Annotated in this window: 21 protein-coding genes; 7 read left to right on the plus strand and 14 right to left on the minus strand. The window is 33.9% G+C overall.

Going from position 1 to position 20,100, the window contains the following annotated elements:
• Positions 1 to 11 precede the first annotated feature (11 nt).
• From BLV35_RS08610 to nfsB, 3 genes are read right to left on the minus strand one after another with little or no spacing between them, the layout of a single operon-like run.
• Positions 12 to 635: a putative quinol monooxygenase gene (locus tag BLV35_RS08610; protein ID WP_091088026.1), complete on the minus strand. Its 624-nt coding sequence runs from the start codon at positions 633 to 635 to the stop codon at positions 12 to 14.
• A 1-nt stretch (position 636) separates the two neighbouring features.
• A complete protein-coding gene (locus BLV35_RS08615; RefSeq protein WP_091088029.1) occupies positions 637 to 1,560 on the minus strand; it encodes an alpha/beta fold hydrolase in 924 nt (307 codons plus the stop codon).
• Positions 1,561 to 1,582: 22 nt separating this feature from the next.
• Positions 1,583 to 2,236: an oxygen-insensitive NAD(P)H nitroreductase gene (gene nfsB / locus BLV35_RS08620; RefSeq protein ID WP_091088032.1), complete on the minus strand. Its 654-nt coding sequence runs from the start codon at positions 2,234 to 2,236 to the stop codon at positions 1,583 to 1,585.
• A gap of 225 nt (positions 2,237 to 2,461) precedes the next feature.
• On the opposite strand from nfsB, the gene BLV35_RS08625 reads away from it, so the two are divergent.
• The 3 genes from BLV35_RS08625 (at position 2,462) to BLV35_RS08635 (ending at position 4,371) form a co-directional block, all read left to right on the plus strand.
• Complete coding sequence (locus tag BLV35_RS08625) at positions 2,462 to 2,845, plus strand: winged helix-turn-helix transcriptional regulator (protein ID WP_091088036.1); 384 nt, start codon at positions 2,462 to 2,464, stop codon at positions 2,843 to 2,845.
• A gap of 643 nt (positions 2,846 to 3,488) precedes the next feature.
• A complete protein-coding gene (locus tag BLV35_RS08630) occupies positions 3,489 to 3,869 on the plus strand; it encodes a hypothetical protein (protein WP_091088040.1) in 381 nt (126 codons plus the stop codon).
• 4 nt (positions 3,870 to 3,873) lie between these two features.
• On the plus strand, positions 3,874 to 4,371 hold the full coding sequence (locus tag BLV35_RS08635; RefSeq protein ID WP_091088043.1) for a helix-turn-helix domain-containing protein: 498 nt from the start codon (positions 3,874 to 3,876) through the stop codon (positions 4,369 to 4,371).
• 489 nt (positions 4,372 to 4,860) lie between these two features.
• On the opposite strand, the gene BLV35_RS08640 is transcribed toward BLV35_RS08635, so the two are convergent.
• From BLV35_RS08640 to BLV35_RS08655, 4 genes are all read right to left on the minus strand, one after another.
• Positions 4,861 to 5,679: a DUF2971 domain-containing protein gene (locus BLV35_RS08640; protein ID WP_091088047.1), complete on the minus strand. Its 819-nt coding sequence runs from the start codon at positions 5,677 to 5,679 to the stop codon at positions 4,861 to 4,863.
• Positions 5,680 to 6,054: 375 nt separating this feature from the next.
• Positions 6,055 to 6,345 (minus strand): putative quinol monooxygenase, encoded by a 291-nt coding sequence (locus tag BLV35_RS08645; RefSeq protein WP_091088050.1) that lies wholly within the window; start codon positions 6,343 to 6,345, stop codon positions 6,055 to 6,057.
• 71 nt (positions 6,346 to 6,416) lie between these two features.
• Entirely contained in the window at positions 6,417 to 7,424 is a 1,008-nt protein-coding gene (locus tag BLV35_RS08650; protein ID WP_091088054.1) for a zinc-binding alcohol dehydrogenase family protein, read from the minus strand.
• 32 nt (positions 7,425 to 7,456) lie between these two features.
• Positions 7,457 to 8,131 (minus strand): NAD(P)H-dependent oxidoreductase, encoded by a 675-nt coding sequence (locus BLV35_RS08655; RefSeq protein ID WP_091088057.1) that lies wholly within the window; start codon positions 8,129 to 8,131, stop codon positions 7,457 to 7,459.
• A 171-nt stretch (positions 8,132 to 8,302) separates the two neighbouring features.
• Here BLV35_RS08655 and BLV35_RS08660 point away from each other — a divergent pair, with 171 nt between their 5' ends.
• A complete protein-coding gene (locus BLV35_RS08660) occupies positions 8,303 to 9,187 on the plus strand; it encodes an AraC family transcriptional regulator (RefSeq protein WP_091088061.1) in 885 nt (294 codons plus the stop codon).
• A 103-nt stretch (positions 9,188 to 9,290) separates the two neighbouring features.
• Here BLV35_RS08660 and BLV35_RS08665 read toward each other — a convergent pair whose 3' ends face one another.
• Entirely contained in the window at positions 9,291 to 10,658 is a 1,368-nt protein-coding gene (locus BLV35_RS08665) for an NAD-dependent succinate-semialdehyde dehydrogenase (protein WP_091088064.1), read from the minus strand.
• Between the two features lie 382 nt (positions 10,659 to 11,040).
• Between BLV35_RS08665 and BLV35_RS08675 the strand changes: the two genes are divergently transcribed.
• Positions 11,041 to 11,472 (plus strand): FKBP-type peptidyl-prolyl cis-trans isomerase, encoded by a 432-nt coding sequence (locus tag BLV35_RS08675; protein WP_091088071.1) that lies wholly within the window; start codon positions 11,041 to 11,043, stop codon positions 11,470 to 11,472.
• 245 nt (positions 11,473 to 11,717) lie between these two features.
• On the opposite strand, the gene BLV35_RS08680 is transcribed toward BLV35_RS08675, so the two are convergent.
• Positions 11,718 to 12,146, minus strand: coding sequence for an Lrp/AsnC family transcriptional regulator (locus BLV35_RS08680; protein ID WP_091088543.1), 429 nt, complete (start codon positions 12,144 to 12,146; stop codon positions 11,718 to 11,720).
• A gap of 104 nt (positions 12,147 to 12,250) precedes the next feature.
• Here BLV35_RS08680 and BLV35_RS08685 point away from each other — a divergent pair, with 104 nt between their 5' ends.
• Positions 12,251 to 12,970, plus strand: a complete 720-nt coding sequence (locus BLV35_RS08685) for a sulfite exporter TauE/SafE family protein (RefSeq protein ID WP_091088074.1) — start codon at positions 12,251 to 12,253, stop codon at positions 12,968 to 12,970.
• A 200-nt stretch (positions 12,971 to 13,170) separates the two neighbouring features.
• Here the strand turns inward: BLV35_RS08685 and BLV35_RS08690 are convergent, their stop codons facing one another.
• The 4 genes from BLV35_RS08690 to BLV35_RS08705 all read right to left on the minus strand — a co-directional run bounded on the left by BLV35_RS08690 (position 13,171) and on the right by BLV35_RS08705 (position 16,407).
• Positions 13,171 to 13,803: a hypothetical protein gene (locus tag BLV35_RS08690; protein ID WP_091088078.1), complete on the minus strand. Its 633-nt coding sequence runs from the start codon at positions 13,801 to 13,803 to the stop codon at positions 13,171 to 13,173.
• A complete protein-coding gene (locus BLV35_RS08695; RefSeq protein WP_143031847.1) occupies positions 13,794 to 14,324 on the minus strand; it encodes a hypothetical protein in 531 nt (176 codons plus the stop codon). The genes BLV35_RS08690 and BLV35_RS08695 overlap by 10 nt, the downstream gene beginning before the upstream one ends.
• Positions 14,325 to 14,547: 223 nt before the next feature.
• Entirely contained in the window at positions 14,548 to 15,288 is a 741-nt protein-coding gene (locus BLV35_RS08700) for a biosynthetic peptidoglycan transglycosylase (RefSeq protein WP_091088085.1), read from the minus strand.
• A 168-nt stretch (positions 15,289 to 15,456) separates the two neighbouring features.
• Positions 15,457 to 16,407: a protein NO VEIN domain-containing protein gene (locus tag BLV35_RS08705; protein ID WP_091088088.1), complete on the minus strand. Its 951-nt coding sequence runs from the start codon at positions 16,405 to 16,407 to the stop codon at positions 15,457 to 15,459.
• A gap of 468 nt (positions 16,408 to 16,875) precedes the next feature.
• On the opposite strand from BLV35_RS08705, the gene BLV35_RS08710 reads away from it, so the two are divergent.
• Positions 16,876 to 18,087 carry a multidrug effflux MFS transporter gene (locus tag BLV35_RS08710; protein WP_091088546.1) on the plus strand — a complete coding sequence of 404 codons (1,212 nt, stop codon included), beginning with the start codon at positions 16,876 to 16,878 and terminating at the stop codon, positions 18,085 to 18,087.
• 616 nt (positions 18,088 to 18,703) lie between these two features.
• Here the strand turns inward: BLV35_RS08710 and BLV35_RS08715 are convergent.
• Positions 18,704 to 19,978 carry an NAD(P)/FAD-dependent oxidoreductase gene (locus BLV35_RS08715; protein WP_091088091.1) on the minus strand — a complete coding sequence of 425 codons (1,275 nt, stop codon included), beginning with the start codon at positions 19,976 to 19,978 and terminating at the stop codon, positions 18,704 to 18,706.
• Positions 19,979 to 20,100: the final 122 nt, after the last annotated feature.

Here is a 20,100-nt window from a genome sequence, read left to right on the forward strand (position 1 = left end):
ATTGGTGAGTCTTATATTTCTGTTACAAAATTCATGTATTGTTTCAAATCTCCATCTACCGTTTCCTCCAACAATTTTCCTGTTTTCATGGCGTAAGGTTGATGAAAATGAATGTCCCAAACATCTGATTCTTTTCTCCAATGTTCATAAACAGCCAAAGTGTCTTCTTGCCCGTCAACAGTATATAAATCAAAAAGAATGTTTCCTTTCTCTTCTTTTCTGGTGTTGGTAACATGATCTTCAAACTGTGCTAAAACTTGCTTTCTATAACTTGGATCGAACTTAAAGATGAAGAAAATAATGAATAGTTCGTCGTCTTCGTTTGCAGATTTAGAACGGTCTGGCAAAGGATTGGTATCACCCAAAAAGTAGAAATCGGGTGCCGTTGCCAAGGCTGTTTGGCCTATTTGCATTAACTTTTGGGTATGAGGCTCTTTATCGTGAGATTCAATGGCTGCTTTGTCTGCCCAACGTTCGTACACAAAAAATACGTTGGCATCGCTTTTCGATACAAATACTTTAATTTCGTGATTACCCGCTTCTTTTTGTGTTGCTGCTTGCGCTTCTTTTAAAGTTGCTGCAAAACTAGTTGCGTGTTCTGGTTTTGCGGTGAATTTTACTATGGTGCTTTTCATTTTATAATTTTATAAATTCTTTAATGTCTTTAGCTACTTCTTCTGGGACTTCTAATTGTGGTGAATGTGCTGCGTTTTCAATGACAACCAACTTCGCATTCGGAATGTGATCTTTGTAATATTCAGCCACATTAAAACGAACCACTTCATCGTGTTTTCCTTGTAATACTAATGTTGGTGCTTTGATATACTGAACATCCTCTTTAAGGTTAAAATACTTTCCGTTTTTAATCGCAGGAATTAAAGTACCATCTACAAAATCTTTACTGTTGTTAACCGTTTCTATCAAATAATCAGCAATAGGTCCAGGAAGATCCGGTACTTTGTAAAAAACACGTTGAAGCACTTTGTTTAGCTCCGCTCTGTTTTCAATTTTTTTCCCAAAACCACTATATACCACGTGGTCATCTACGGTAATTCCGGCTGCATCTAACAAAATTAAATTTGTAACATCAGTAGGATATTTTACGGCATACGCAGCAGCTGTGTGTCCGCCCATTGAATTACCAATTAGGTTGAAGTTTGTTACGCCAAGTTGAGCTACAAACGATTTTAGAAAAGTGGCTTGTCCGTCGATAGAATAATCCAAACCCTGTTTTCTTTCATTCTCACCATGTCCTGCTAAATCAGGTAAAATTAAATGGTAATCTGAGGACAAGTATTTAGCCATTTGCAAAAAGCTGTTCTTATCATCTCCCATACCGTGAACTAATACAAAATTTGGTTTATCATTATTTGCTTCGCTTTCGTAAAAATGTACGGTGTACCCATTTACAACCACTGTTTTCTTTTCTAAGTTTGCTGCATTGGCATAACTAACATTCGTTTGATCTACAAGTACTTTTGGAAAAAAGAAAAATACAATGGCTCCAATTACTAGTAAGCCAACGATGATTCCGCCAACTATTTTTAAGAATTTTTTCATGATTTATATTGTTTTAAATGGATTATAATTTTGTAATAATGGTCTCTTCTGGGAATCTTGATTTTGGCAATTTTGCATTAAAATCAGTATCTTTTCTGTACCCTAAAGACACTACTGCAAGCGCTGTATAGCCTTTTTCGCGTAAGTCAAACTCTATATCTAAGGCTTTTAAATCTACACCTTCCATTGGGCAAGCATCAATACCTAAAGCAGCAACACCTAACAAAAGTGACCCCATATTTAAATACACTTGCTTTTCCATCCAATGTTGTAAATCTTTAAGATCGTATTTATGAAGGTCTACAAACAACTTACGTCCACCTTGCATTTGATCTTTAAATTCTTGTGCCGCAAAACGACCATCTTTATCTTCTTGTTCCAAAACACTAGCCATATATGCTTCGTCTGCATTGGTACGAGCAGCAAAGACAATTACATGAGAGGCATCGTAAACTTTAGTTGTGTTAAAAGGAAATAAAACTTCTGTTCCTTTTGCAATGCGCTCTTTACCTTCTGTTGTATCTGCAATTAGAAAATGCCAAGGTTGTAAGTTGATACTTGACGGACTTAAACGCAATAAATCTTTTACTTGTTGGAAATCTGCTTCTGAGATCTTCTTAGTAGCATCAAATTCTTTTACTGAATAACGGCTGTTTAATATTTCACTTAAAATCATAATCTTATATTTAGTTGATTATTTATACTATCATTTTTATAGTGGCAAAAGTATGTATAGTTTACAATGTACACAATAACGGTCATAAAGTATAGTATAAAATAAATTTTTAACTAGCTATATTTCAATTGTTTAAAAAATAAAAATTAACTATAAAAAATATAGTTGCACACTAATAATTAGCGCTATATCTTTGCACTTTATAATGTATATAAAAATGATGCTATGGACAGAAAAGAACTTTTCGAAAAAAAACCAAAAATAAAAATCAACGACAAAATATCCTGGTGCCCCACAAGTGCCGCCATGGAATTGATAGGCGGAAAATGGAAGAGTGTGATCCTGACCCACTTGATTAGTGGGACGAAGCGCTACAATGAACTACGCAAAGAAATTCCAGGAATTACGGAGCGCACCTTGAGTTTGCAACTCAAACAACTGGAGGAAGACGGTTTTGTAGTTAGAAAAGTATTCACCAAAAAACCACCATTACGAGTAGAATATACCTTAACCGAATTTGGTTTTACGTTATCTCCTATCTTAAATTCAATTGTGGAATGGGGACTTATGGCTGCTGAAACCAAAGGCGAATTTATTTTTGAAGAATAACGATCTAGGAAGCGTTTAAATAGGCGGTTGCCTAACTATTCTAAACAAAAAAGAATATATTTAGGGTTGCATACCATTTCATGCCACCTAAAAAGATTTGTTGCTAACTATGAAAAACGACCTAATCCAACTTTTTAGCAAATCCACCTAGTTTGTCATTCTGCAAGAATGGCACACACGCATACACAACGAGCATCCGCAATCAGGATCATTGTGAGGAAAGAGGCAATCACGTACACTGCATCATTTTTTATTGAGTTGTAGATTTGATGTTAAACGATTATTATTGGTGCTTTTTGTTATCTAGGAATGGATTTAGCTACTGTAATTGTCAATAGGAATGGGTACGAAGTCGGGTTCCGATAGCTATCGGAATTGCACAGCTGAATTTATTTTTCCCATAGCCTTAGGTTTCGCAGCCTGCAGAAGTGGCGAACTTCGTAACCGCATATTTTCCACTAAGATACTATTTCTTGTGAACGTAAAATGTGAATTTACCACATTTATCGCCATTTCTTGAAACCGCTGTAATGAACAGTTGCATTGTATTTTATAGTACTTTGCGAATAATATTTCTCCCAATAGTTGGGAATTTAGTTTTAATATGTATATTTGTATTATATCTTAAAACCAAGCTCAAACAATGTTAGAATTACCAAATACCGCAGATAATATTGCTTTGGTACAAGAATTCTTGGACGAAACTAGAAAAAGAATTTCTGATGGAGTAGAAATAACTTTTACTAGAAAAGCTAATTTAGAATTGCAAGATCTAGCTTTAGATTTCGAAATTGAAATTGAAGATATTGAGGAAGCTATTGAAAATCTGACAACTGAAAATTATTACAGAGGAATTGATCCTTCAGGTTCTGGCGATTTTGAAGTATGTGCCTTTTGTACTAAAATTGGAAAAAGTAATGTAGAGATTTATTTAAAATATGGACTAGAAGTTAATGGTTTACAGATATTATTATTTTCAAATCATTTGCCAAATCACCCAATGGCGCAACCTTTTAAAAATTAAAATTATGGAAGCTAAAAAAATATTAACAAGAGAAAATAGTACTACTGACGAATTATATGCTGTTGTAGAAAAAGTATATAAAGGAATCAAGTTAGTATATAATGAAGCATTTTACTTAGACTACATTGTAGATGAGGATACTGGATTGATAAACAAAGACTTGAAAGAGAAGCATTATACCAAAAATCAAATGGAAAGGAACATTAAAGCATTGAAAAATGCATATCATATTGCTAAAGGTGCTGCTTCTCCAAGTGAAATTATAAATTTTAGAAATAAATATAAAATTTCGGCATCTACATTTAGTGTAATATTAGGTTTTAGTAAAAATACTATTTCTAATATAGAGAATGAGGGTATTACTTCCTTGTCTAGTGGTCGATTAATAAAAATGTGTTTAGACAACACAAAAGTGGTTTATAAATATGTACAATTATGTGATTCAATTGATAATGTAAAAAAAGAAGAAATATCTAAAAGATTAATGGAAGAATGTATATAATACATTAACTAATTAGTCAATCCTTAGAAATAATTCAAACAATTAATTATCAATAACTTAAGTTTAGAAATAATTAAAAAAGCTTCTGTTTAATTAACGAAAATGGAATTAGAGTATAAAAAGCGGCAATATGTTAGGTGAAATAAAATCCAGCTCTGCGAATTGTTCTTAAAAATTTAAGTGCTATTATGCGAATGTCTCTGACTTCGTACCCACAACAATGAGCAAACAATAACAGATAAAAAAGCACAACGAGAGTTGTGCTTTTTTTATGATTAGTGATAGAAATTTGGTTATATTGAAATGGTAAATAGGAACGGGTAGGAAGTCGGGTTCCGATAGCTATCGGAATCGCACAGCTGGAGACATTTGCGCAGCGTTCCCGATGTAGTTGCAGTTTGAAAATTGAATTAGGAATTATGCTTTGCGGAGCGTGGTTCCTATTTCCGGGCAAGAAATAAGTGTGAACATTAGAAAGACAAACATCATTTATTTAAATAAAAATGGGAATTTGTGTTTTAGCATTTCCATACCGTCTTCAATAGTTCCCTCTTTAAGTAATACTTTATTCAATTCAAGTTTTGTCTGATGAGGTCCAACTGTCATTAGTGGAACATCGTTAAACCTTTCTTTTCTTATTCGATCGAATCTGGACTTCAGCTCTCTATCCTTATCTGTGGAGTTATCCATATTTTTGTATCCGACAGAAATCTCTTGGATACAACTCTTATCAAAATAGAATCTGTTTTCAGCATCATTTGGATTTTGAAATAACAATCTCCATTCCTGTTCATAGTTCCAATTATTGAGTTTTAAGAGATATTGATAGTAACTTGAAAATGGATGCTCTAGTGATATCACTTCTGGAGCCTGAGAATATATTACTCTATTTAGTTTAACAGAACTATTTTGGGCATTAATCAATGATTCTACATTAAACTTAAGACAAAAACCACGATACGAATTCGCGTAGTGACTCCATAGTAGAGGCTCCATTCCATTTTCAGAAAAACATGCTATTCCTATGTCAGAAATATCATTTAATCTTTCAATATATTGCCAATCCCTTAGCTCTTTTTGTTTTTCAGCAATCAAGTTTCTATTACAGTCAAATGGATCGTTAAAATCCTTTGGGTTACTTAAGTAGATATAATCATTTTCAAGACTATCTATGCTATATTCATTGAGGGAGAAATACTTATACAAGTATTTAGGCACAGAAATTTGAGGTGTTCCATTTTCGGTAACTACCCAATCATTATTTTCAAAAATGACCTCTGTGCTAGAATCTATTTTAAATTTTTCCATACTCTATTTCATTGCGCCTAGCTCATTTATATGTATCACTCCTATAACACTTCATTAATTATGCTAATGTAAGATAAAACAATGAAAAAGTTTACATTTATATTTTATGAAAAACATAGTTATATTAAAAAACAATATTTCTTTAACCCACAAAACCCCTAACCCAGACCTGCCTGCCGGCAGGCAGGTAGAAGTGGAGCTCTTTTTAATCTTGCCTTTTTTGGCAAGATTAAAAAAGCGGGAACGAATAGCTGGAAATAGCTCCAAAAAAAAACAACTACTATCATCAAATTATAACCAAAAAAAAAGAAGCTTTTGGACCATGTATTCACATTGGTCGCAAAAGCTCTTTTTTCAAATTAAATGGTGTATTAGTTATGCAAGCAAAGTCATTTTGTTGACTGCAAATTCGGCAATAGCATCTTTGGCCGCAGTTTGGAACGCTACGTAATGAGGCGTTGCAGCGTGTAAAGTAAGTGCCTCAGCATCTTTCCAGTTCTCATACATTGTAAATGTATTGGCGTCGTCATTGTCTTGAAGGCAGTTGTAGTTGATACAACCCGCTTCTTTAACACTACTGGCAACTAATTTTAGTAATTCGGTTTTAACCAATTCTCTATTTTCTTCTTTGGCTACAATTTTGGCCACAACAGTTATTTTGCTCATGATTTGTCTATTTCTATGGTAACAAAATTCAATATTTACTTTGGATTAAAAAATCTTTTGAGGGCATTAAATTAAAAACCTTCTAGAACAATTTTACCTTTTGCTTTTCCTGTTTCCAAGAAGGCATGCGCTTTACGCAAGTTTTCGGCGTTGATGGTTCCGAAATTCTCACCTAAGGTTGTTTTAATGGTTCCGTTGTCAATCAAAGTAGCTACTTCGTTTAATATATTGTGTTGACCAATCATGTCTTCTGTTTGAAACATCGAACGCGTAAACATAAACTCCCAGTGCGTAGAAACCGATTTCGCTTTGAATGGCATGATGTTGAACGATTTTGGATCATCAATAAAACCAAATTTCCCTTGTGGTTTGATCACTTTTACAATCTCTTCTGCATGTTGTTCGGTAGCATTTAAGCTTACAATATAATCTGGAGCGGCAAGCTTGTATTTTTCGAATTCTTCGCTCAATTTATTTTGGTGGTTGATTACGGTATCTGCACCCAATTCTTTCAACCAATCCGTCGTTTCTTCGCGTGAAGCGGTTCCGACAATTTTTAGTTTTGTCAATTTCTTAGCTAATTGCACCAAAATCGATCCCACACCACCAGCAGCACCAATAACCAAAATTGATTTGTTAGCGTCATCCTTAGCCACTTCTAATCGGTCAAACAACATTTCGTAAGCGGTAAGAGAGGTCAATGGCAAAGCAGCAGCTTCGGCATACGATAAACTTGAAGGTTTTTTACCCACAATGCGCTCGTCTACCACTTGATATTCGGCATAACTTCCTTGGCGTGTGATATCACCTGCGTACATTACTTCGTCACCAACTTTGAACAAAGTCACGTTTTCACCCACTTCTTTCACGATTCCAGTAGCATCCCAACCAATGATTTTCCAGTTGTCACCATCGGCAGGCATATTGGCACGTACTTTATAATCAGCTGGATTTACGGAGATGGCTTTGATTTCGACAAGAATATCTCTTCCAGTTGCTTTAGGCGTTTCTACGGTTACATCTTGTAGTGATTTTACATTATCTACAGGTAAATTTTCTTTATATCCAATTGCTTTCATAACTATATATTTTTTTTGTTGTTTTTAATTATTTATTTCCACGTTACAACTTCATCTAAAGCTCTTCTTGATTTTGGAAATACAGGATCCGCTTTTCTGTAACCAAAGGCTAGCATATACGACAATCCGTATTTGGTGGTGTCTACGCCAAATTTTTCTTGTAGCAAAGCCTCCGCTTCTTCCTGATGAAAACCTTCTATAGGACAAGAATCAATTCCAATTAAAGCTGCCGAAGTCATCATGTTTCCTAAAGCGATATAGGTTTGTTTTGAAGACCAATCGAATAATTTTTTGTCTGTATCCAAATCAAAATCACGCTCTTGGAATTCTCTGTAGAATTTAGAATACATTTCAATTACCTCTTCTGGCATTTGTTTTACGTCTTTCATCATGTGCATAATGTAATCGGCATCGTTTTTTATCATTGGTGCTTTCATGCTTAAGCCCAATACAAAATGACTTGCTGTATCTAATTTTAAAGGTGCTCCCCAGGCTACTGGCTTCAATAATTCGCGTAATTCCTTATCTTGAACCACAATAAAATGCCAAGGCTCAAATCCAAAAGAACTTGGCGATAAATGGGCTGTTTCTAAGATGAATTTCATATCATCCTCTGAAATAATTTTTGTGGCATCAAATTCTTTAGTGGCATGTCTAAAATTAAATGCATTGATAATATCTGCTTTTGCTATGTTTGGCCTGTTCATATTGTATCTATATTAAAATTTGTTTTATTTATTTGGGTACAAAGGTAAAACCAGAATACACTTATTTTAAGGTAATATAAAAGGGTATTCATGTACTTTTAAAGGTTTATATATACACTTTTAGTCTGTATTGACATTTTTTATCTAGCTTTACATCAAAATAACATCATTATGGAAGTTTTAGAAGCATATAAACCATTTGAAATACAAGAAGTAGAATTAACTGAGTGGAAACAACGTCCTGTTAAAAACAATTTTTTTGAACTGGTTTTAGTCAAAAATGGAGAAGGCACGCAATGTATCAACTACAATAATTACAGCTATAGCAAAGGAAGTATGTTCTTATTACCTCCTTTAAAATGCCATTCCTTTACTATAAATGCACCGACTAATTTTGTGTTTTTAAAGTTTACGGACTCTTTCTTTAAAAATGTAAATCGCATCACTATAGATAGAAACGAATGGTTTAAAGAAGCTTCTTATATCCTTTCTAATTACAACCAATTGCCAGGAGATATAATTAAAAGTGATATTGACAGGAATCATTTAGAAAGTTTGATTGCTATGATTTTGCAAGAAACTAGAAATTATGGCAAAGATTCTATCAATTTAGTGACCAGCTTAATGACTAGTGTTTTAGAAATACTGATTCGGAATATAAAAAAGAGCAGTTATTCTGAAGTGTCTGCTACTAATTCTGACGATCGAATTACCAAGATGCTCACCTATATAAATGAAAACATACACAAGTCAGAACGCTTAAAAATTGAGCATTTGGCTGATGTTTTTATGATGTCACCCACCTATGTCAGCGAGTTTTTCAAAAAGCAAGTCAATCTACCATTAAGGGAATATATCATTAAGGCCAAGATCAAACTGGTAGAAATACGGTTACTGAATTCAGATTATACACTTACAGAAATCGCCGATGAGTTAGGTTTTACGGATGTGAGTCATCTCTCAAAAACCTTTAAGCGTTATGTGGGTAAATCAATACGGGAGTTTAAAAATGAAGGTGAGTATATGCTTTTAAAACGAACTGCTTGCGCAAGTTAAGTAGATTTGTTTGAAAGTGCTATTCAAAAATCAAAGTAAGCCTCCCTCCTATATGTTCTAAAAAGTGTTTAGTCACAATATAGAAGAGAAGAATATTTATATTTTAGTCAATCCAAATCGTTTTGGTATTTACAAATTCCCGAATACCATAAGCAGCGAGTTCTCTACCGTAACCACTATTTTTGATTCCGCCAAAAGGCAATCTGGGATCAGAAACTACCAGTTTATTGACAAAGCTACTCCCCGCTTCCAACTGTAGTGCTAATTTTTCTCCGCGTTGTATATCTTTAGTGAATACTCCTGAACCCAAACCAAATTGAGAATTGTTAGCCAATTCCACAGCATGCGCATCATCTTTTGCGCGTATCACTGAGGCTACGGGGCCAAATAATTCGTTGTCAAAGGCTTCCATTCCTGGTTTTAGATCAACCAATATACTTGCAGGATAATAGGCGCCTTTTCCTTCGGGGATTGTTCCTCCAAGAACCAAACGGCCTCCTTGTTGGATTGTTTTTTGTACTTGTTCGTGCAATTCATCTCTTAAATCCAGCCTTGCCATCGGCCCGTAGTAAGAATCTTCATTGGTTGGTTCCCCCATTTTTGCCGCCTTCATTTTCGTAGTGAATAAAGCCAAAAAATCATCATAGATTGCATCGTGAACAATAAATCGTTTGGCAGCTATACAGGTTTGTCCGTTGTTTTGCAGTCGGCCCAAAGTAGCTAAGTCAGTTGCTTTTTCTAAATCTACGTCGTCCAGAATAATGTAGGCATCACTTCCGCCCAGTTCCATCACCGTTTTCTTTAAGTTTTGCCCTGCAATTGCCGCAATAGAACGACCAGCAGCATCACTTCCAGTAAGTGTAATGGCGGCGATATTTTTATCTTCGATCAGTTTTTTAACGTCTTTGGAATCTACATTCAAATTTGTAAAAACGCCTTTTGGAAAACCTGCTTTAAGGAAAGCTTCTTCAATTGCCAAGGCACAACCTTGAACATTTGAAGCGTGTTTTAAAACTCCAGTATTTCCAGCCATTAATGAAGGAGCAGCAAACCGAATCGCTTGATAAAAAGGAAAGTTCCAAGGCATTACTGCAAGTACTACTCCACTAGGCTGAAAGGTAACATAACTCTTGGTAGCCTCGGTTTTTACGTCTTCATCAGCTAATAGTGTGGCTGCATGTTCTGCATAATACCTACATACCCAAGCACATTTTTCAATTTCTTTGCGGGCTTGACCAATTACTTTACCCATTTCTCGGGTCGCCAGTTGTGCGTATTCTTCTTTGTTCGAATCAAGAACATCGGCTAATGCGTACATTAGTTTGGCTCTTTCTTCAAATGTTTTTTGTTTCCATTGATGAAATTCCTTTTTGGAAGCTGCTATTTTTTCTAGCGCTTCATTAGTAGAAATTCGGGTGTATTCTTTGATTGTTTCTCCTGTTGCGGGATTTATACTTTTAGAAGTTGCCATGGATTTTATCTTTAAAACGGTACTATTTTATGTATTCGAAAGTATAAAAGTACTAAAAAACCAGCCAAAAGTTGGCCGAGATTCCTATTATTAGTTATATAATTATAGGGTTCCAAATCATGTCACTGACAACACTGTCAGTAGTATTATGGCATAAAATAAAATGTTCGAAACTTTTCAATAGCTATCATTATTCACAAATTAATGCGTTATTCTTAGGTTTTAGAAATATTAGGTGCAAATATGGTCTTTTTTCTAAATTTGCTTCATTTATTACTACTTTGGAATGGTTTTGGCGCATAAGAAAACGTAAGTTTAAATTTAAATACGCAATGGGTAAAAATTACACAAATCGTATTTTTAAAATTAAAAAAACAATTTTATGATTCAAGTTAGAGAGAACAACACAGTTAAGGTACATTACGTTGGAAAATTATCAGATGGTCAAGTATTTGATACTTCAGAAGGAAAAGAACCTTTAGAGTTTACTTTAGGACAAGGAAAATTGATTCCCGGATTTGAAAAAGGGCTAATCGATATGAAATTAAACGAGAAAAAAACAATAACTATTTCACAAGAGGATGCTTATGGTGAAGCGCGCCAAGATTTAATTCAAGAAGTAGATAAAAGCCAACTTCCTGAGGATATTACACCTGAGGTTGGAATGGGGTTAGTTTCTAAATCTTCTGATGGAAACGAAATGAATTTGCTTATCGTTAAAGTGAAAGAAGCGACTATCGTGATTGACGGTAATCATCCTTTGGCAGGAAAAGAGTTGATTTTTGACCTTGAAGTAGTTGATATTCAAGGATAAGAAAAACAATAGTTTGATTGAAGCCTGATAGATAACTCTTTATCTGTCAGGCTTTTTTTTGCGCATTATTTTTCATGAAGCTTCACTCCTATGGTTTTTTTTCGAAATATGGCTTGTGGGCACAGTTAGAACGAAACCACTATAGACTTAAAGTTTGGCTGCTTGGATCACGAATATTAACCGCAAATTTGCAAATCTTAATTATTTCTAAATTTGCGAATTTGCGGTGTAAAAGTTTTTTGAAGTCAAATTGTATTTGAATTTTTTAAGTCTGATAAAATTAAGTGAGTTGTAGGTTCGCCATAAACGAGTAAACGATCAATGAACTTCTGCAAATGCAATTGATCTACTAAAACCACTTTCATAAATATATTATGCGTCCCCGTAATTCTATTGACTTCGCTTATTTCAGGAAATTCATTTAGCTGCTTGCAAAAAGTATTTAGCTTCCCGCTAAACAACTTAAACATTATAAAAACCTCTAAACCATAACCCAGTTTTTGATTGTTGAGCGATAATTTATAGCCGGTAATGATTTCGTTATCCTCCAGTTTTTGGATGCGCTCCCGTACCGAAGATGGTGAAAGTCCTATTTGTTTGCCAATATCGACATAGGAAGCTCTTGCGTTTATCTCTAATTGCGCTATTATCTTTAAATCTATTGTATCAACCATTAAAAAAGTTTTTAAGCCTAAAAATACCATTTTATTATGGATAAAAGCTATTTTATCGATGGAATAAATTTCAAGAATAGTACGTTGAATAGTAATTTTGTACCATGGATACAACGTTATTATTACTTACTATTGGGATATTTACAGGGTTTTTTATTCAAACGATTATTGGCTTTGCTGGTGCGTTGATTGCTTTGCCTTTTTTATTGTGTGTGATGCCTTTATCTGAGGCGGTGTCTTATATTTCGATGTTTTATTTGATCTCCACTCCTATTTATGTTTATAAGGAATGGAAGGATATCGATAAAATCTTACTCAAAAAGCTGGCTATCTCTTCGTTTTTTGGCGTTCTTGTAGGTGTTATTGTTTTGATTTATGGGAAACCACTTTTTCTAAAAAAGGCCTTAGGTGTTTTTGTGATTCTATTTGTTTTGAATAGTTTACGAACTAAAAAACCGACTATGAACTTAGGGAAAATCAAGGGAGTTTTTGGTTTTTTAGGAGGTTTCTTCTCTGGCGTATTTTCGACTGGAGGCCCATTGTATGTGATGATTGTACAAAATGAAACGACCGATGTAAAGACGTTTAGAGCGACAATGTTTGGCACTTTGGGTTTGGTAACGCTAATGCGAATACCCGTTTTGGTAGTAACGGGTTTAATGACGATGCACCAGGTGTATAATGCCATTTATGTATTACCCTTTTTTATACTCGCCTTATTTTTAGGCAAAAAAGTCTATTTAAAACTTGATGATGTGCTGATTAAAAAAATAATATTAGGACTACTCTTTTTATCTGGAATTATGTTAGTGGTAAGTAAGTAAAGGCTATTCTAATTTGTTTGGAAATTAAAAAACCGCAATAGAGTTGTAGGTCTATTACGGTTTTTTGTGGTTGATAACTTCTGTGCACTTTTAACCGTTGAAAGATTTTGGATACGGATATTTCCATTAAATGTAATCTAACATAACTAATCTATAAAAATCTAAATCAATCCAAATAGTTTATGGTTGCGATACTTCTCTTATTTCTTAAGCCACTTGTCGATAAAATGAAGGCCGAAAACCAATAATATTAAAATGCCAATTCTTATATAGTTGCTTACCTCAGAAAAAAGATCTATTAAAAGAAACAATACTAAAACTACTAATGACAATGAGATAATGTATTGCAACGAAAGTAGAGTTAATCCTATAAAACGTCTAAGTGGATTATAGTTTGAAAATTTTCTGTAAAATGTAATTTCATCTTGAATTTTGGAAATTTGCAAATACAAATCTTCATCGATTCTTTCAATCGTGCTTAATAGCAATACCTCATTTGTTGCAGGGTCAATTGAAATTTTTAAAATAGAATCAAATATTTCCTTACTCAAGTAACCAGTTTTACCATCTTTAAGAATTATAGATTGAAGTTGTTCTTTGTATTCTAAGCTATCATTCCCTTCAGGGAAATAAGCTATAAAATTTAGTCTTGATTTTACTTCAGTAAGAATCTCAATTCTCCTTTCGATAAATTTATTGAAGGTGTTTTTCGAATCCGCAATTGGCTTTTCGACTAGGCTCTTTACTAACCAAGATATAAAAGCAATTAAAGTGGTCGACAGAAAAATGACGACATTAGGATCAGCATTAGTGATAATTTCTTTTAAATCCATACGTAGTTTTTATTTGTCTTGAAATATAAAATAAAACTTCTTGAAATCTGCTTAATAAAACCACCCTCTTTTGATCGATCATTTATTGGATTCTCATTTCTTAGGACAGCAAATGTTAAATCAGGATTACCTAAAACGGCAAATCGTTCCTTATTGCCATTTGTAGTTCCAGTTTTTAAAAAAGCATTTTCAACGTTAAATCCTAGTTTGTCTGAAAAAATTCTGTTAAGAATTGATAAACATTCAATTTTACTTTCGCTTAGATTGTTTGGTGTGAAAAAACTAGAGTAGCTTAAGGCAAGTTCGTAGAGTGATATTCCATTTTTTGTTGCGCCCAATAAACTTGATGGATAAAACTCGTTACTTTCACGGTTAAAAGTCTTAGCGAGAAATTGCAATGAATTCTCCAAACCAACTTTACTTGCAGCATTTAAAAATGAATTATTATTGGAGTAGAGAAGAGCTTCTTGTAAATCTAATTGCTTTTTACGGTATCCAACTTCTCTTACGTCCCAATTCAATTTATTTTCGAACGCGATGAATTTCTCATACTTTGAAATTCCTTCATCTCGAAAATGACAATACAAAAATGGTTTTAATGTTGAACCAACATTTGTTTTAGAAATAAAAGGATAGTCTGTACCATAACTACTACTAAAAGCTACAACCTCATTTTTTCTGATTGCAATTATTGATACTGGATATTTTGAGTCTTTTACAAATTTTTCAGCAAACTTTTGAATCTTAATATCTATTATCTATCGTTGAGTTTATCTTTTTTTCTTTGTGATCTACAGTTTGTGTTATATATGGAATCGCAATTTCTTTTATACATTTTAATTGATTATTATCTAAACATATTTTTGACTTTAAATTTTTCTTATTTCTATTTTTTGATATTAATTTACTGTCGTACAATGTATTACTTATATATTTATATCGTTCAATTGCAATTTCAGGTCTTTTTACATAATAATTAGGACCTCGAAGAATAGTTAACAAGTATAATAGTTCTGAATGACTTAACTTATTAGTTTCTTTTCCAAAATAATACAATCCTGCAACCCTAATTCCTCTTAAATTTTTACCAAAATAAACATTATTAAAATAAAGGTTTAGAATTTCATCTTTTGAGTATTGATCTTCGATTTGAATCGCTTTAATCGTTTCTCTTACCTTTCTTGAAATTGTTTTAGAATTATCTTTAAGTAGATTTCGGGCTAATTGTTGAGTAATTGTGCTACCACCTTGAACTATCTTTCCTGCTTTAAAATTTTCTAATAAAGCTCTTGAAATACCTTTTATGTCAATTCCTCTGTGCTCAAAAAAACGTTTATCTTCTATCGGAACTAAATATTCCTTAATTCGAGTTGGTATGTTTTCAATCACTGCTTTACAGTCGTACTCTTCTGAAACAACACCTAAAGGAACTTGTTTTTTTTTGTTCTTACTATAAATTACGTAGCCGGTCATTTCTTTATTCATCGTTATTTTCTGTCATTTTTAGCAGTGCCATAAACATTTGGGAACTACAATTTATTCAAAGATTCGTAATCCAAGTATATTTGGTTAAATTTAAACCTCATTACGAAATGACAACTCCAATAAAGCCTAATATAACATGTAACTGGCAGTATACTAAGCATTGTATCATTAATATATTTTAGCACTTATTCTTTCCTCAAACTTTAAAATTATTCCATTTTCGCTTGTCCATTCATTATTGTCAATAGAATAAGCGAAAATTGAAAGCTTCGGCGATGTCAATGTTTCAACAACAACGCAAAGTCTATAATTTCCTTTGTCTGCTTTTAAGTTTTTATATTCATTTGGTGTCAATTCAGTTGCAATGTCTTTTCCTGATAAACCTTTAACTTCTAATTTTAAATTGATTTTTCCGTTAGTAGCGTTTAAGTCCCAACCTACATTGTCCTTTTCAACCGACTGAATTTCGTACCCTAGTTTTTTATAATGTTCAATTACTTTTTTAACAGCGAGGGTTTCAACTTCAATTCGTTTTAATGGGTCTGTTTGTCGCGCTATACTTTTGCTAATACTTTTAGGTTTTGGAAATTGGCCACTTTTTATATAGTTAAATACTTGATCAGTAAAGTCAGGATTGTTATCACCATACCAAATGTTTCTTTGTCCCATACCGCCTTTACCTCTTGGTATTTGAACAATTCTTTCATCTCTTGTTAATAATTTAGCGTCTTCTTCTTTTGCGGTAACAAAATACCCAATTTCATAATCATTCCATGCTCTATTAGAGTTTTTTTCTGGACTTTGTTCATTGCGATAAACGGTGGCATTTTTATACCAACCGACAATATAATTACCTCCAGAAAATGGTTTTTTTGCTACCCAAACAATTGTTATATTATCAATCGCTTTATCTATTTTTTTTGCTCCGAGACGGTTTAAGTTTATTTGCCCTCCAACTTGGCCATATCCAAACATTCTCTTTTTTGACGGCTTAAAATTAAACATTTCTCCACCCCAACCATGTTTTTCAATATGTTTTCCTCCACCTTGCATTTGGTCATCTACAATTCCTTGATAACCGTCCATCCAAGCTGTATTGAAAAATAAAATTTTATCCATTTACGTTTTTTTTTAGAATTGCACACAAAATGTAGAGAGTCTTCGCATAATATCGCATAGACAAATAATATTATTTGGATAAAGGATTTACCTCAATTATCAAATATATACTTTTTTTACGATTATTCTGATAAAAAATAACGCTCTGCATTGTTTTCAAATATACTTTCTTAATAGATAGTTTCTTTACGGAAAACCGTAAACGAGATTCATTTGCACTATCCTCTAGCCTCGATAGCAGTGAAAAGCCTTTATGGACTGAAACTACTTTTTTCTGGTTGTGGCAGTGCGACCAAAGGAAGCGCCTGCCACAACCTAGAAAAAGGGTTGAAGGTCATAAAGCTTGAAACGAATAGCGAGAAAAGCTCCTAGAAAAAGGAATTATGAAAAGTGGTGTTATATTACATAAGATGCTTGCCATTTTCGGATTCTAAATATTTACATTTGCAAAAAAATAAAAAAGCAATTTTGAGTACTACTACACATCAATCTAAATTAAAATATTTCCAACTCGTTTTAATTTTAGGTTTTCTTACCGCACTTGGCCCGTTTTCAATAGATATGTATTTACCTGGTTTTTCGGCCATTGCAACAGACTTGAATACCACCGTGGCCAAAGTAGCCATGACCTTATCGAGTTATTTTATAGGGATTTCGGCAGGGCAATTGCTGTACGGTCCGTTATTAGACCGTTATGGTAGAAAAAAACCATTGTTTATAGGACTGCTGGTTTACATTTTGGCATCCTTGGGTTGCGCATTTGTTACTGACATTGATACGTTTATTGGTTTGCGATTCATACAAGCTGTAGGAAGTTGTGCTGCTACGGTGGCTTCGGTTTCTATGGTGCGCGATTTGTTTCCGGTACGTGATATTCCTAAAGTATTTTCTTTACTGATGCTGGTTGTTGGGATTTCGCCAATGTTAGCGCCTACTGTCGGTGGTTACGTAACAGATTATTACGGTTGGCATACCGTGTTTTTTATCTTAATGTGCATTGGAATTGCTATTTTATTGGCGGCTCAATTTGGTTTGCCCGATACCTATGCTCCAGACCGCACGATTTCATTAAAACCAAAACCGATTATTCTGAATTTTTTAAGTGTCCTTAAAGAACCTCAATTTTATACCTATGCTTTTACTGGTGCGATTGCCTTTTCTGGTTTGTTCACCTATGTAGCAGCCTCCCCTATTCTATTCATGGATTTATTTAAGGTAGATCCTAAAACCTACGGTTGGATTTTTGCGTTTATGTCTTTGAGTTTTATTTTGGCGAGCCAACTAAATTCGGTTTTACTGAGATGGTTTACAAGCGAGCAAATTATTTATGGTGCTTTATTGACACAAACAATTACCGTTATTGCTTTTTTAATTGCTGCCGAAAATAATCTTTTGGGATTGTACGAAACCATAGCGATGTTATTTCTATTTCTAGCTTGTATAGGCTTATCTAACCCCAATACCGCTGGTTTGACACTGGCTCCATTTGCCAAAAATGCTGGAAGTGCCTCGGCTTTAATGGGTGCCATTCAATTAGGATTGGGAGCCTTGGCTTCGTTTGCAGTTGGGATTTTTCTAAAAGATTCTATGGTGCCTATGGTTATCATCATGGCGGTATCTACTATCGCGGCTTTTGTTCTTTTGAATGTTGGAAAACGGAAGATAAAAGTAAGATATTAGGGTATTGTGTTTTTAAACATATAAGTTAAAGAAGCCAGAGGATTAGTGTAGACGAGAGTAATTTCTTTTTTTTAACCACATAGAGACATAGACTTTTTTGTCTTTAAAAAGAAGCTTTGCTTAGATAGAAGTCAGAGGAGTTGTGGAAATAAAGTCTACAGAAAACTTATATGACCGTAACATGTACTAAAATTTCTTTAGACACGAATTCCACCAATTTTCACTAATGCTGTAAAAGTTACAATAGTATTTCACTAATTTTTTTAAATTAATTGTGTAATTCTTAGGAGAATTTTACTCAAAAACTGTACTACTTAGTTTGTCACGCTGCAAGCATCTCAATGTAACATGTACTACAATTTCTTTAGACACGAATCCCACCAATTTTCACTAATTCTGTAAAAGTTACGATAGTATTTCACTAAATTACTTTAATTAATTATACATTTCTTGGTAGAATTTTACTCAAAAAAAGTACTACTTAGTTTGTCTCGCTGAAAGCGTCTCAATAGCTATGAGCAAATTTGCCGAGACGCTTTCAGCGTCACAAATAGTAAGAGTGATTTATAGTTAAACCGCACTACAAGAAAACTTATATGACTTATATATTTAAAAATTAATTATTACTTTTCTTCTTTGTCTTATCTGGTCTGATGATCATTCGCAATGATTGATCTTGAGAGAAATAAGAAATCATCCAGTTAAAGAAGGTTTGCACCCTGTTACGATATGTTATCAGTGAGATAAGGTGGATAAATAACCATATTAACCAAGCAAAAAAGCCTTTGAAATGCATTTTTGGTTTGGGTAAATCAACGACAGCCTTATTTCTACCTATAATGGCCATCGATCCTTTATCGTTATATTTAAAAGGTATTAAAGGTTTGTTGCTACCCATTAACTTGAAGTTTTCTGCTAAATTGAGCCCTTGTTGAATTGCGACTTGTGCCACTTGTGGGTGTCCACCAGGAAAATCGGTATCGGTGAGTTGGATGCAAGTATCGCCTATCGCGTATATATTCTCCGTTCCGTTTACTTTATTAAAATCATCGGTAGCCATTCTTCTTCCGCGACCGTAACTTTCGGCTGGTATGCCTTCAAATACCATAGCTGAAACACCGGCAGCCCATATTAAATTTTTTGTTTGAATCGTTTCTCCAGTAGATAAAAATACCGTGTCATCTACGTAATCGGTAACCTGAGTATTCAATTGTACAACGACTCCTAAATTAGTAAGTGCTTCAAGCGTGTCTTCCTGTGATGCTTTGCTCATAGGCGCAAGCAACGCAGGTCCTCCATCAATTAAATAGATATTACTGGCCGTGGTTCCTAGTTCTGGGTATTCTTTTTGGAAAATGCTTTTTCTCATTTCGGCGTACATACCAGAAACTTCTACTCCTGTAGGTCCTCCGCCGGCTACAACAATGGTCAGTAGTTTACGACGTTCACGGATATCCTTACAAATAGCCGCTTTTTCTAAATTTTTTAAGATAGTGTTCCGCATTTCGATGGCGTCATTGAGTGTTTTCATCGGAATGGCATTTTTCTTTACATTTTCCATTCCGAAATAACTCGTTTCGGCACCAGTGGCAAAAACCAGATGGTCGTAGCTCAACTCACCGTTGTGCAATATAATTTTATTTTCGGATGGTACTACTTTTAGGAGTTTGCCAAGACGAAACTGCAAGTTCTTCTTTCCTGCAAAAAATTTACGGAAAGGATAACTGATACTGGATGGTTCCAGAAAGGCGGTAGCCACCTGATAAATCAGCGGTGGGAAGAAATTGTAATTGTTTTTGTCAACAAGAGTTACTTGAATTCCTTTTTGGTTTAAAAGTTCTTTGGCTAGGTTAATCCCTGCAAATCCTCCGCCTATTATGACAATATTCATATGCTGTTATTTAATAGTTTTAGATAAAAAAAATCTCCCATAAAGATACATTATTTATGAGAGGCTATTAAATTTTGAAATAGTAAAAAACTATGGTACGATTGCTTTAGTATTGCTCGTGG

Source organism: Flavobacterium gillisiae (assembly GCF_900107635.1).
Lineage (GTDB): Bacteria > Bacteroidota > Bacteroidia > Flavobacteriales > Flavobacteriaceae > Flavobacterium > Flavobacterium gillisiae.